We start from the raw sequence: 12,155 nt of genomic DNA, 5'->3' as shown, positions 1-12,155 counted from the left end.
AGCCCGTCCGGCGATCGAGGACAAGCAGCCACCGGACGGCCCCGGTCATTCCGCTAGCGGCTCAGCGGCCACGCCACCGAGTCGTGGTCCAGCTCGCTCTGGTCCGCCGCGTCCGCGTACTGCGCACACGAGTCGGTGAGCGTCTCCAACAGCGTCAGCGGATCGGGCAGCGGGTTCTCCGGCCCCCGCACCCACTGCACATCCAGCTCACCGGGCAGCCTGGCCGGCGGCAGGAGTACGTAGCTGCCGCGGCAGTGCCACCGCAGTCCCGGATGTTCGTCCATGGTCTCGGGGTGGCAGTCCAGCTCGCACGGCCACCACTCGTCCTCGTCCTCGGGCGTACCGCGGGTGGCGGTGAAGAAGAGCATCCGGTCGTCGCCGGACCGGGCGACGGGGCCGACGTCGATGCCTGCGGCGAGGAGCCGTTCCAGTGCCTGGCTGCCCGCGGACAGCGGCACGTCGAGAACGTCGTGGATCATGCCGGTCGCAGTGATGAAGTTGGCCTGCGGCTGGCCGCGGGCCCAGCGCTCGATCTGGGCGCGGTCGGTGGTGGACTGCGTCTGCCACGCGAAGGAGACGGGGTGCCGGGCGGGGGTGGGACAGCCGATGCGTTCGCACGAACATCGGTAGCCGACCGGATGGGCGGCGGGCGCGATCGGCATTCCGGCTTCGGCGACAGCCAGGAGCAGCGCCTCCCGGGCGGTGTCGTCGACCTCGCTCTGCTGCGGTTTGGGCCGGCGGCGAAGCCATTGGGAAAATTTGCTCTCTGAGCCGCGATAACGGCCGAAATCGGCGCCCATCTATCCCCTCACCTCAGCGTTGCCCGTGTCCATGGTCCCACCATCCTGCGCCTCGGGTGGCCGGAGTCCCGAAGCGGGGTACGGGGGACGACGCCATGAGCTGGGCACTATGCCACTTCTTGCCATGAAATGACGAGTGCGTTCTCAGGGGTGTGCCAGCCCGCGCAGGGTGTAGTCGACGATCGCGTCCGCGTACTCATGGGTGAGCGGGAGGGTGCGCAGCAGCCAACGGTGGGTGAGCGGGCCCACGAGGAGTTCCAGGGCGATCCGCGGGTCGACGTCGGCGCGCACCTGCCCCGCCTCCTGCGCGGCCCGCAGCCGTGCGACGTACAGCCGGAGTGAAGGATCGAGCAGCTTCTGGACGAATTCGGCGCCGAGCTGCGGGTCGACGATCCCCTCGGCGGCCAGTGCCCTGGTCGGCGCCTCGAAGGCGGGGTCGGTCAGCTCGTCGACGGTGGCCCGCAGGACGACTTTGAGGTCGGCCGCGAGATCACCGGTGTCCGGGAACCCCTGCACGTCACCCGCGCCGTTCTCCTCGGCGACCCGGTCACCGAGAGCGACGAAGGCCTCCAGGAGGACGGCCGCCTTGGAGGGCCACCACCGGTAGATCGTCTGCTTCCCGACGCCGGCCCGCGCGGCGATGGCCTCGACGGTGGTCCTGGGGTAGCCCACCTCGCCGACCAGGCCGAGCGCCGCGTCGTAGATCGCACGGCGCGAGCGCTCGCTGCGGCGACTGGAGTCGGGTGGCCGGTTCTCTACCATGCCGGCAAATCTAGCAGCGGCACGAGTCGATACGTGTTGTCTCATCACCGTGCGGAACCACCCGATCGGATCACTGCGCGCGGGCCCCGGAAAGTGGACCATGGGCTCACGCACACACCCGTGCGGAGTCCCCCGGCAGGTACCCCCTGCTTTTCGTGAGGAGCCCTCATTGCCTCGTGAAGCCACACCCCGCCGTTACCTGATGTGCGCCCCGGCCCACTTCAGGGTGACGTACTCCATCAACCCGTGGATGGACCCCAGCAAGCCTGTGGATCTCCCCCTGGCCCAGACCCAGTGGGAGGACCTGCGCGACCGCTACCGCACCCTCGGACACACCGTGGAGCTGCTCACCCCCCGCCCCGAGCTGCCCGACATGGTCTTCGCCGCCAACGGCGCCACCGTCATCGACGGCCGGGTGCTCGGCGCCCGGTTCGCGTACCAGGAGCGGTACGAGGAGGCCGGGGCCCATCGCGAGTGGTTCCGGGACAACGGCTTCACCGAGATCCATGAACCGGCCCACGTCAACGAGGGCGAGGGCGACTTCGCGGTCACCGCTTCGTACATCCTGGCCGGGCGGGGCTTCCGGTCCAGCCCCCTCTCGCACAACGAGGCGCAGGAGTTCTTCGGGCGCCCGGTGGTCGGGCTCGATCTGGTCGACCCGCGCTACTACCACCTGGACACGGCTCTGTCCGTGCTCGACGACGCGGGCGACGAGATCATGTACTACCCGGGCGCCTTCTCGCCGGGCAGCCGGTCGGTGCTGGCGCGGCTCTTCCCCGACGCACTGATCGCCGAGGAGGCTGATGCGGCGGCGCTCGGCCTCAACGCGGTGAGCGACGGGCTCCATGTGCTGCTGCCGCAGGCCGCCACGGGGCTCTTCGATCCGTTGCGGGCGCGCGGCTTCGAGCCGGTGCCGATGGATCTGGGAGAGCTGCTGAAGGGCGGCGGCAGCGTGAAGTGCTGCACGCAGGAGCTGCGCGGGTAGCCGGAGGTCCGGCAGCCGCGGGCGTCAGCCGCTCTCAGGCGCCGGACTCACCCACGTCGTGCGGCGGCCACTCGTCGCCCCACGCGATGTCCCGGGCGGCCCGGTACAGCTCGCCGTGCCGCTTGGTGACCGTGCAGCGCTGCAGGGCCTCGTCACGGGTGCACAGGTCCAGCAGCACCTGCCCCTTGCGGATCTGCGGCTTGCGGGTGACCCGCGCGCGGACGGGTTCCGTCCGGAAACGGGTCGCCACGACATAGCTGAACTTCTCGTCCTCGTACGGCAGCGAGCCGCCCTTGACCTGCCGGTGCAGCGAGGAGCGGCTGACCCGGGCCGAGAAGTGGCACCAGTCCGTACCCGGCTCGATGGGGCAGGCGTCGTTGTGCGGGCAGGGCGCGGCGACCTTCAGCCCGGCGGCGATGAGCCGGTCGCGGGCCTCGATGATCCGGGCGTAGCCGTCGGGGGTACCCGGCTCGACGACCACGACCGCCTGAGCGGCGGCCGCCGCGGCGTCGACGAGGCCGGCGCGGGCGTCCGCCGTCAGCTCCTTGAGTACATAGGAGACGGTGATCAGGTCCGTGGGGGCGAGTTCGAGGCCGGTGCCGATCCGGGCCCGGCGCCACTCGGCAGTACGCAGGGCGGGGATTCCGGAGATCGCGGCCAGCTCCCGGCCGAAGGCGAGTGCGGGCTCGGCCCAGTCCAGGACGGTCGTCCTCGGCCCCTCCCAGGCCCCCGCCACAGCCCAGCTCGCCGCTCCGGTGCCGCCGCCGATGTCGGTGTGCGTGGCGGGCACCCAGTCCGGGGCTGCCTCCTGGAGTGCGGCGAGCGCGGACCGTACCGCTTCGAAGGTCGCGGGCATCCGGTATGCGGCGTACGCGGCGACGTCCGAACGGTCGCGCAGCACCGGGGCGTCCGTGGGGGTGGTCCCGCGGTAGTTGGCGATGAGCCGGTCGACGGCCTGGGCGGCCTGCTTGGGCGGCAGCCCGTCGAGCAGTCCGGCCAGCGCCGCGCGCAGGGCTTCCGCGGTGGGGAGGGTGGCGTTCACCGACGAATTGTAGGCAAAGGTGGCCGGCCCCCTTCCGACCCGGCACCCGTAGCGAACAGCAGTGCATACGAACTGCCGCGGCGCCTGCGCAAGTTGCTACGCTGACCGGCGCGAGGTCGGGATCGCCCATCGAGGGAAACCATGAGACAGAAGATCGTGCGCCTGGTTCTGGTCGGCGGAGTGCTCGTGCTTGCCATGCTGCTTCTGCTGGCCACCTGCGGCAGCGGCGAGAAGAGCTCCGACAAGCCGAAGAAACAGGTCAAGGCGAGCGCGGCCCCGGTGACACGGCTCACCGTCCCCTCCGTGTTCGCGACCGAGCGCGGCTGGGAGCTCGTCGGCACCTCGCGCGACTACGCGCTCTCCCGGACGACGGGCAGCCTCGCCTATCTCGTGCGGGTCTCGGACACCAAGTACCAGCTGCGGACCATCGACTCGGAGACCGGGGAGGCCGGCTGGCACGGGGAGAGCTGGCGGCCCCCGTCCCCGCAGCACTTCCCGAGGCTCCTCCCGGTCACCGTGGACGACCACGAGTACTTCGTGACGTGGGCGTACGGGAAGGTCGGTGAGAACGCGCTGACCCCCGCCGACACGATCGTCTCGCTGGATGTCTACGACGTGGAGGACGGCTCCCGGCGGCGCATCGAGGTGCCTTGGGGCTCCGTGCCGACGGTCACCACCACCGGCCCTGGCATCCTCATCAGCGACGGCCGGACGAACAGCGCGGTCATCGACCCGGTGACCGGCCGGGTGTCGGAGATCGCCGCCCCCGCGCTCAAGTACCCGAAGGGCTGCACGACCTGCAAGCAGCTCACCGAGGTGCGCGGGCTGACGAAGAAGGGCCTGCTGGTCAGCGGGGCCAAGGAATTCTGGGTACAGGGTGGCTGGTTCAGCCGCAATGTCGCCCCCAAGGGCACCGACCGGCTCAGCGGAATCCCGACATCGGTGGTCCCGGGCCTGGTGCTGGCGAAGTGGCAGCTCGCGAAGGGGGCGAAGCGGGCCGCCACCCATGACCTGTGGACGGTGCAGGACATGGAGACGGGCAAGCCCCTCGCCTCGGTGGAGTGCAGCAAGCCCGCGATCAAGCCGGGCCAGTACCCGCAGCTGGTCGCCGCGCCCTCGGGCAACTTCCTGGTGGCCGGTCCGCTCGCCTTCGACCTGTCGACGAAGCGGGGGTTCTGCTTCGAGGGGGCGGACGGCACGAAGCCGCTGACGCTCGCGTCCGTGAACGACGAGGGCATCGCGTACGGAGCGGCGAACGCACGCAACGCGGCCGACGTGCTGGCCGGCGGCGGCACCCCCGTCGCGGTGGCGATCAGGAGCGGTACGACGGGTGCCCTGCCCTCGAACCAACGGGTTCCGGGCGCGGTGACGTCGGACGGCGTCGGCCTGTTCCGCTGGACGGACGAGAAGGACCGCCCGCATCTGATCGGCTACCCGAGCGCGAACTAGGGTCTTTCGTTTGGATCAGGCCGGATCAGGGAGCGGGGTCTGGTGCTGTGGATCGCAAGGCGGAGGAGGGAGGCAGGTGGGGTCTCCCCTGCTCGAGCGCAGCCGAGAGCTTGGGGAAGGAGCCATGCCGACCGCGGCGAGGCGCAGCACCAGACCCCGCGAGCCCGGCCTGATCCAAACGAAAGACCCTAGGCGTACCACTCGGTCCGTGGGACGACGACCCGCCGCCCCGGGGCGACTCCCACGAGGAGGCCCGGCTGCTCGCCTCCGGCGACGCGGTCCTCGGTGTTCGGACCGGACCTGATCAGCGGCAGGACGTGGGGCTGAACCCGGCCCCCGCTACGAAACCCGCTGCCAGGGCCGGCACAACCCCAGGAAGCAGGCCATCGCACCCACCGCGCACACCAGCTGCACGACAGCCATCGGAACGGCCGTCCCCTCGCCCGCGATCCCGACGAGCGGCGAGGCGACGGCGCCGATCAGGAATGACGACGTACCGAGCAGTGCGGAGGCGGACCCGGCGGCGTGCTTCGTACGCATCAGGGCCTGTGCGTTCGTGTTGGGCATCGCGAGCCCCATCGCCGACATCAGCACGAAGAGCCCGGCCGCGACCGGGACCAGGCCCACGTGCCCGAAGACCCCGGACGTCATCAGCAGCAGCGCGGCCGCGGCCAGCACGATGACCGAGAGTCCGAAGGCGAGCGCCTTGTCCAGGCTGATCCGGCCGACCAGTACCTTGCCGTTGATCTGGCCCACGACGATCAGGCCGACCGAGTTGATGCCGAAGAGCAGGCTGAACGTCTGCGGCGAGGCCCCGTAGATCTCCTGCACGACGAACGGCGAGGCGCTCACGTACGAGAAGAGGGCGGCGAAGGCGAGGCTGCCCGCGATCATGTAGCCGGTGAAGACCCGGTCGGCGAGCAGCCCGCGCATGGTGCGCAGCGCGTCGCCGATGCCGCCGGTGTGCCGGTCCTGCGGCGGCAGGGTCTCGTGCAGCCACTTCCAGACGACCAGGGTGAGCACCACGCCGACGACGGTGAGGACGGCGAAGATCCCCCGCCAGTCGGTGAACCGCAGCACCTGTCCGCCGATCAGCGGTGCGACGATCGGTGCGACGCCGGAGATCAGCATCAGGGTGGAGAAGAACCTGGCCATCTCCACGCCGTCGTACATGTCGCGCACCACGGCACGGGCGATGACGATCCCCGCAGCACCGGCCAGGCCCTGCAGGAGGCGAAAGCCGATGAGGAGTTCCGTGGTGGGGGCGAAGATGCAGATCGCGGTGGCGACGACATAGATGATCATGCCGAGGAGCAGCGGCCTGCGCCTGCCCCACCGGTCGCTCATCGGTCCGACGACGACTTGCCCGAGCGCCATGCCGGTGAGGCAGGCGGTGAGGGTGAGCTGCACGGTCGCGGCGGGGGCGTGCAGGGACTCGGTGACCGCGGGCAGGGCCGGGAGGTACATGTCCATGGAGAGCGGCGGCAGTGCGGTGAGGCCGCCGAGGACCAGGGTGACGAGGAGTCCGGTGCGCCGGGCCGCGTCGGTGGCGGCCGGATTTCCGGGAGGTGTGCCGGTGTCCGCCGACTCCGCGGCCACGGCCTGGGTGGTCGATATGTGTGTACGTTCCTGCTGGGCCCGGCTTGCGCCGCTCTCCGGCATTCTCATCTCCATGTCGTTGAATCCGCCTCTATGCTCTCAGCTCAGCCGGACCGGTCGAGACCTTTTTGGGGAGCAGGCATGACAGGCATGAGCAGGGCTGTGCGTTGGGGCGTACTGGCGACCGGCGGTATTGCCGCGACGTTCACCGAGGACCTGCGGTCGATGCCGGACGCGGAGGTGGTGGCCGTCGCATCCCGTACGGACGCCGCGGCGAAGGCGTTCGCGCAGCGGTTCGGGATACCCCGGGCGTACGGCAGCTGGGCCGATCTCGCCGCCGACGACGAGGTCGATGTGGTGTACGTGGCGACACCGCACTCGGCTCACCGGGAGGCGGCCGCGCTCTGTCTGGAGGCCGGAAAGCACGTGCTGTGCGAGAAGGCGTTCACGCTCAACGCGCGGGAGGCGGACGAGTTGGTGAAGCTCGCCCGGGACCGCGGCCTCTTCCTGATGGAGGCCATGTGGATGTACTGCAACCCGGTCATCCGGCGCATGACGGAGCTGGTGCGGGACGGCGCCATCGGCGATATCCGTGCCGTGCAGGCCGACTTCGGGCTCGCAGGTCCTTTCGGTCCCGAACACCGGCTGCGCGACCCGGCGCTGGGCGGCGGCGCGCTGCTGGACCTCGGGGTCTATCCGGTGTCGTTCGCGCATCTGCTGCTGGGCGAGCCGGACCGGGTGCAGGCCGACGCGCTGCTCTCCCCCGAGGGCGTCGATCTGAACACCGCGATGCTGCTGGGCTGGTCGGAGGCGGGCGCCTCGGCGCTGCTGAACTGTTCGGTCGTCGCGGACACGCCGCTGACCGCCTCGGTCACGGGCACGAAGGGGCGGATCGACTTCCCGCGCGGCTTCTTCTTCCCGGAGCGGTTCGTGCTCCACCGGGAGGGCCACGAGCCGGAGGAGTTCACCGCGCAGGCGGCGGGCGAGGGGCTGCGCGGGATGCAGTTCGAGCAGGCCGAGGTGGCGCGGGCGCTGCGGGCGGGCGAGACGGAGTCGCCGCTGGTGCCGCTGGACGGTTCCCTTGCCGTGATGCGGACGCTCGACGCGGTACGTGACCGCATCGGCGTCCGCTACCCGGCCGACGGCCTCGTCTGACCGGGACCTGTCCGCGAAGGGCCCTGGACCGACCGGCAGATGGAAGGCGGCGTCTCGGGGCCGGGCGCGCACCCGGCCCCGCTCCTTCCTCCCCCCGTGTGCCGGTCGGTCCTACGCGGGCGTGAGGCCCTGGTTCCCCACCTCGGTGACGAACGATCCGGCCGTCGTCACGGGCGCACCGGGCGTGGTGACGGCCGGCACCGTGCGGTAGTCGGCGCGCGCCTGCTTCAGCCCCAGCGTGATGACCGCGTATCCGCGGCGGCCGTTGAAGAACTTCATGTGCGGGTTGGCCCGCATCTGGTTGTTCCAGCCGGCCGGCTTGTCCGTACCGTCCTTGCCGCTCGTGATGGATGTGGCGACGATCTCCGTGCCGACGGTGCGGGACGACGGGTCGTCGAAGTCCTTCTTCAGGTCGAAGCCGTAGCCGACGTGAACATCGCCGGTCAGCACCATCAGGTTGTCGATCCCGGCGGCCCCGGCCCCCTTCAGAATCCGGTCCCTGGAGGCGGGGTAGCCGTCCCACGCGTCCATGGAGAGCAGATAGGCGTCGGTGGGGACATCGCGCCGCTGGGCGAAGGTGACCTGCTGCGGTACGACGTTCCAAGTGGCCCGTGAGGCGTGCCAGCCGTCGAGCAGCCAGCGTTCCTGGGTGGCGCCGGTCAGGGTGCGTGAGGGGTCCTCGGACTCCGGTCCGGGCTTGTGCCAGCCGTCGCCGTAGGCCTGGTCGCTGCGGTACTGACGGGTGTCGAGGATGTCGAACTGGGCGAGCCTTCCGAACTGCAGGCGCCGGTAGAGCTTCATGTCCGGGCCGGTCGGCTGCTGCGGGGTGCGCAGCGGCTGGTTCTCCCAGTACGCCCGGTAGGCGGCGGCGCGCCGCAGCAGGAATTCCTCCGGCGGTACGCCGTTCTCGGGGATGTCGCCCGCGTAGTTGTTCTCGGTCTCGTGGTCGTCCCAGGTGACGACGAAGGGGTGCGCGGCGTGGGCGGCGCGCAGATCGGGGTCGGACTTGTAGAGGCCGTACCGCAGCCGGTAGTCCTCCAGCGTGACCGTCTCCCGGTTGAAGTGGGCGGGGAGTTTGCGGTCCGTGTAGTTGCGGGCTCCGCCGGTCGCGTTGACGGCGTACTCGTAGAGGTAGTCGCCGAGGTGGAAGACGACGTCGACGTCCTCCCGGGCGAGGTGCTTGTACGCGGTGAAATAGCCGTCGTGGTAGGCCTGGCAGGAGACGGCGGCCAGGCGCAGCGCGCTGTTGCGGGCGTCGGGGGCGGGCGCGGTGCGGGTCCGGCCGGCGGGGCTGATCCACGTACCGGTACGGAAGCGGTAGTAGAAGACGTGGTCCGCTTCGAGGCCCTTGACCTCGACGTGGACGCTGTGGTTGAACTCCGGGTGGGCGGTGGCCGACCCTCGCTGGACGATGCGGGAGAAGCGCTCGTCGTGGGCGAGTTCCCAGCTCACCTCGACACGGGACTGGGGAAGTCCGCTGCCGGTCTCGTACGGTCGGGGTGCGAGTCTCGTCCACAGCAGGACCGAGTCGGGCTGCGGGTCGCCCGAGGCGACGCCGAGGGTGAACGGGTCCTCGCCGATCCTCCGGCCGTCCAGCTCGGCGGCGCTCGCGGTGCCCGCGGCCGGCAGATTGACCGAGAAGGCCAGCGCGGCAGCGGTACCGGTGGCGGTGAGGAAGCGGCGGCGTCCGACATGCCTGGCGGCGTCGCGCATCTCCTGCTGGTGAGATGAATGCGTCATCTGTCCCTCCCCTGGCTGGTGGTGTACTCGGACAGTGCACCGGACCAGCACATCGAGCGGCTGTCGTGTTCGCGTCGCTCCGGCGTCGCGCGGATAAGCAATACAGCGGGAATGGATGCCCACGACAAAGTACGCATACGCGACGGAGACCATGATCATCAAGACCGGCCCTCCGTGACGTGAACCCGCCGCCGCATACGCCGTCTTGACCCCGTGTGGCCCCACGCGGCCCGCGGGACGGCAGGGCGTACGCTGCGGCGTCATGAGCAACAAACTGTTGAACTCCGGCCCGAAGACGGCGGTCGTGACGGGCGCGGGATCCGGAATCGGCCGCGCGGTGGCTCTCGCCCTGACCGGCGCCGGCTGGTCGGTGGCGCTCGCGGGCCGGCGCCCGGAACCCCTCGCCGAGACCGCCGCGCTGGCCGGGAAGAACGCCCGGGCGATCACCATCCCCACCGATGTGTCACGCCCCGAGGACGTGGACGCGCTCTTTTCCTCGGCGTGGGAGTGCTTCGGCCGACTCGATCTGCTCTTCAACAACGCGGGTACGTTCGGCCCGCGTTCCGTCCCGGTCGAGGACCTGTCCGTGGAGGACTGGCGCTCGGTGGTGGACGTGAATGTGACGGGCGCGTTCCTCTGCGCCCAGGCGGCTTACCGGCTGATGAAGGCGCAGGACCCGCAGGGCGGCCGGATCATCAACAACGGCTCTGTCTCCGCCCACGCACCACGCCCGCATTCGGTCGCCTACACCGCGACCAAGCACGCCATGACGGGCCTGACGAAGTCACTGTCCCTGGACGGCCGTCCGTACCGGATCGCCTGCGGGCAGATCGACGTCGGCAACGCCGCCACGGACATGACGGAGCGGATGCGGACCGGCACCCTTCAGGCCAATGGTGAACTGGCGGTGGAGCCGGTGATGGCGGCGGCGGACGTGGCCCGGACGGTGCTCCATATGGCGGAGCTGCCCCTGGAGGCGAACATGCAGTTCGCGACGGTCCTGGCGACGGCGATGCCGTACGTGGGCCGCGGCTGACGGGGCCGCCCGAACCGGCCGCCCGGCGTGGGCGATTGCCCCCCGGATGACCGTGCCCCGACCGGAATATGCATTTCCCTTCGGGCCGGTGCGCGCTGCCCTTATGATCACAGTTCTTCACCGGAACTCCACGCAAGGATCACAGCATGCACATACGCACCGCCGCGCCGCTCGCCCTGGCCGCCGCCACCGCCCTGGCCGGTTCACTGCTCGTCACGGCCCCGGCCTCGGCCGCCTCGCACCAGGGCGGGCTGCACCTCGGCAAGATCCAGTACGACAGCCCCGGCAAGGACACCCGTACCAACACGTCCCTCAACGCCGAGTGGGTGGACATCCACAACAACGGCACGTCGAAGCTTCAGCTCAAGGGGTACAAGCTGAAGGACAACACCGGGTACACGTACACCTTCGGCAGCTACACCATCGGCGCGGGCAAGACCGTCAAGGTCCACACGGGCAAGGGCAAGAACGCCTCGGGCCACGTCTACTGGAACCGCGGTTCGTACGTCTGGAACAACACCGGTGACAAGGCCCGGCTGATCAAGCCGAACGGCAGGCTCCAGGACTCCTGCTCCTGGACGAAGTCGAGCAAGGGCACCAAGAACTGCCACTGAGCCGGACAACCGCGGCTCGGGGCATCATCCGGCCGGCCGGAGCGGGAATGCCCCGGGCCGCGGCGGGGTTGGCCTGCGGCATGAGCCAGAATTCAGGTACCGAGATCCTGCGCTACACCGCCTTCTCCGCCGACCCGGAGGGCGGCAATCCGGCAGGTGTCGTCCTTGATGCGTCCGGTCTCGACGACGCGGCGATGCTCGCCGTCGCGGCGGAGCTGGGTTACAGCGAATCAGCTTTTCTGACCGGGCGGGACGAGCCGGGCGACGAAGGGCCGTCGACCGCCCGGGGATACACGATCCGCTACTTCAGCCCGAAGGCCGAAGTCCCCTTCTGCGGCCACGCCACCGTGGCGACGGCCCTCGCACTCGCCGAGCGCGACGGTCCCGGCGATCTGATGTTCAGCACGCCCGCGGGTACGGTCCCGGTCACCGTCACCCAGGAGGGCGGCGAGCTCCGCGCCACGCTCACCAGCGTCGAACCGGATGTCATGGACATCGCCCCGGACGACCTGGCGGAGGCGCTCGCCGCACTGGACTGGCCGGCCGCCGATCTCGACCCTGCCCTGCCGCCCCGGATCGCCTTCGCGGGCGCCCGCCACCTGGTGCTGGCCGCCGCGACCCGTGAGCGGCTTGCCGACCTCGGTTACGACTTCGCACGCCTCGAAGCCCTGATGCACCGGCTGGACCTGACGACCCTGCAGCTGGTGTGGCGGGCGGCGCCGGACGTCTTCCACGTCCGCGACCCGTTCCCGGTCGGCGGCGTGGTGGAGGACCCCGCCACGGGCGCGGCGGCGGCCGCCTTCGGCGCCTATCTGCGCGCCCTGGGCCTCGTCCCGGACACCGCGGTCCTCACCCTCCACCAGGGCGAGGACATGGGCCGCCCCGGCACACTCACGGTCGAACTGCGGGCGGGCGACGCGCGGGTGCGGGTGAGCGGTACGGGCACCCGGATCGAGGCCTGACAAGGGGGCGC

General features: G+C 70.5%; 11 protein-coding genes. 6 read left to right on the top strand and 5 right to left on the bottom strand.

All coding sequences use genetic code 11. The features are described from left to right. Window positions 1-53 precede the first annotated feature (53 nt). Both NRF20_RS31780 and NRF20_RS31775 read right to left on the bottom strand, forming a co-directional pair. Window positions 54-800, bottom strand: a complete 747-nt coding sequence (locus NRF20_RS31780; RefSeq protein WP_413753743.1) for a bifunctional DNA primase/polymerase — start codon at window positions 798-800, stop codon at window positions 54-56. 144 nt (window positions 801-944) lie between these two features. After that, complete coding sequence (locus NRF20_RS31775; RefSeq protein WP_398631447.1) at window positions 945-1,562, bottom strand: TetR/AcrR family transcriptional regulator; 618 nt, start codon at window positions 1,560-1,562, stop codon at window positions 945-947. A 169-nt stretch (window positions 1,563-1,731) separates the two neighbouring features. Here NRF20_RS31775 and ddaH point away from each other — a divergent pair, with 169 nt between their 5' ends. Continuing rightward, window positions 1,732-2,547: a dimethylargininase gene (gene ddaH / locus NRF20_RS31770; protein WP_398631446.1), complete on the top strand. Its 816-nt coding sequence runs from the start codon at window positions 1,732-1,734 to the stop codon at window positions 2,545-2,547. Window positions 2,548-2,581: 34 nt separating this feature from the next. Here ddaH and NRF20_RS31765 read toward each other — a convergent pair whose 3' ends face one another. Further along, window positions 2,582-3,589, bottom strand: coding sequence for a small ribosomal subunit Rsm22 family protein (locus NRF20_RS31765; RefSeq protein WP_398631445.1), 1,008 nt, complete (start codon window positions 3,587-3,589; stop codon window positions 2,582-2,584). Between the two features lie 141 nt (window positions 3,590-3,730). Here NRF20_RS31765 and NRF20_RS31760 point away from each other — a divergent pair, with 141 nt between their 5' ends. After that, window positions 3,731-5,038, top strand: coding sequence for a hypothetical protein (locus NRF20_RS31760; RefSeq protein WP_398631444.1), 1,308 nt, complete (start codon window positions 3,731-3,733; stop codon window positions 5,036-5,038). Between the two features lie 339 nt (window positions 5,039-5,377). Here the strand turns inward: NRF20_RS31760 and NRF20_RS31755 are convergent, their stop codons facing one another. Then, window positions 5,378-6,700, bottom strand: coding sequence for a multidrug effflux MFS transporter (locus NRF20_RS31755; RefSeq protein ID WP_398631511.1), 1,323 nt, complete (start codon window positions 6,698-6,700; stop codon window positions 5,378-5,380). Window positions 6,701-6,787: 87 nt separating this feature from the next. Between NRF20_RS31755 and NRF20_RS31750 the strand changes: the two genes are divergently transcribed. After that, a complete protein-coding gene (locus NRF20_RS31750; RefSeq protein ID WP_398631510.1) occupies window positions 6,788-7,792 on the top strand; it encodes a Gfo/Idh/MocA family protein in 1,005 nt (334 codons plus the stop codon). A gap of 111 nt (window positions 7,793-7,903) precedes the next feature. Here NRF20_RS31750 and NRF20_RS31745 read toward each other — a convergent pair whose 3' ends face one another. Further along, window positions 7,904-9,532 (bottom strand): alkaline phosphatase D family protein, encoded by a 1,629-nt coding sequence (locus NRF20_RS31745; protein WP_413753742.1) that lies wholly within the window; start codon window positions 9,530-9,532, stop codon window positions 7,904-7,906. 262 nt (window positions 9,533-9,794) lie between these two features. Here NRF20_RS31745 and NRF20_RS31740 point away from each other — a divergent pair, with 262 nt between their 5' ends. From NRF20_RS31740 to NRF20_RS31730, 3 genes are all read left to right on the top strand, one after another. After that, entirely contained in the window at window positions 9,795-10,568 is a 774-nt protein-coding gene (locus NRF20_RS31740) for an SDR family oxidoreductase (protein WP_413753741.1), read from the top strand. 146 nt (window positions 10,569-10,714) lie between these two features. Then, a complete protein-coding gene (locus NRF20_RS31735; protein ID WP_413753740.1) occupies window positions 10,715-11,182 on the top strand; it encodes a lamin tail domain-containing protein in 468 nt (155 codons plus the stop codon). Between the two features lie 80 nt (window positions 11,183-11,262). Further along, window positions 11,263-12,144 (top strand): PhzF family phenazine biosynthesis protein, encoded by an 882-nt coding sequence (locus NRF20_RS31730; protein WP_398631440.1) that lies wholly within the window; start codon window positions 11,263-11,265, stop codon window positions 12,142-12,144. Window positions 12,145-12,155 lie beyond the last annotated feature (11 nt).

Source organism: Streptomyces sp. R-74717, assembly GCF_047305335.1.
In the GTDB taxonomy this organism is placed as follows: domain Bacteria; phylum Actinomycetota; class Actinomycetes; order Streptomycetales; family Streptomycetaceae; genus Streptomyces; species Streptomyces atratus.
Note: the sequence above shows the minus strand (reverse complement) of the source record. Positions and strands in the feature narration are given on the sequence as shown.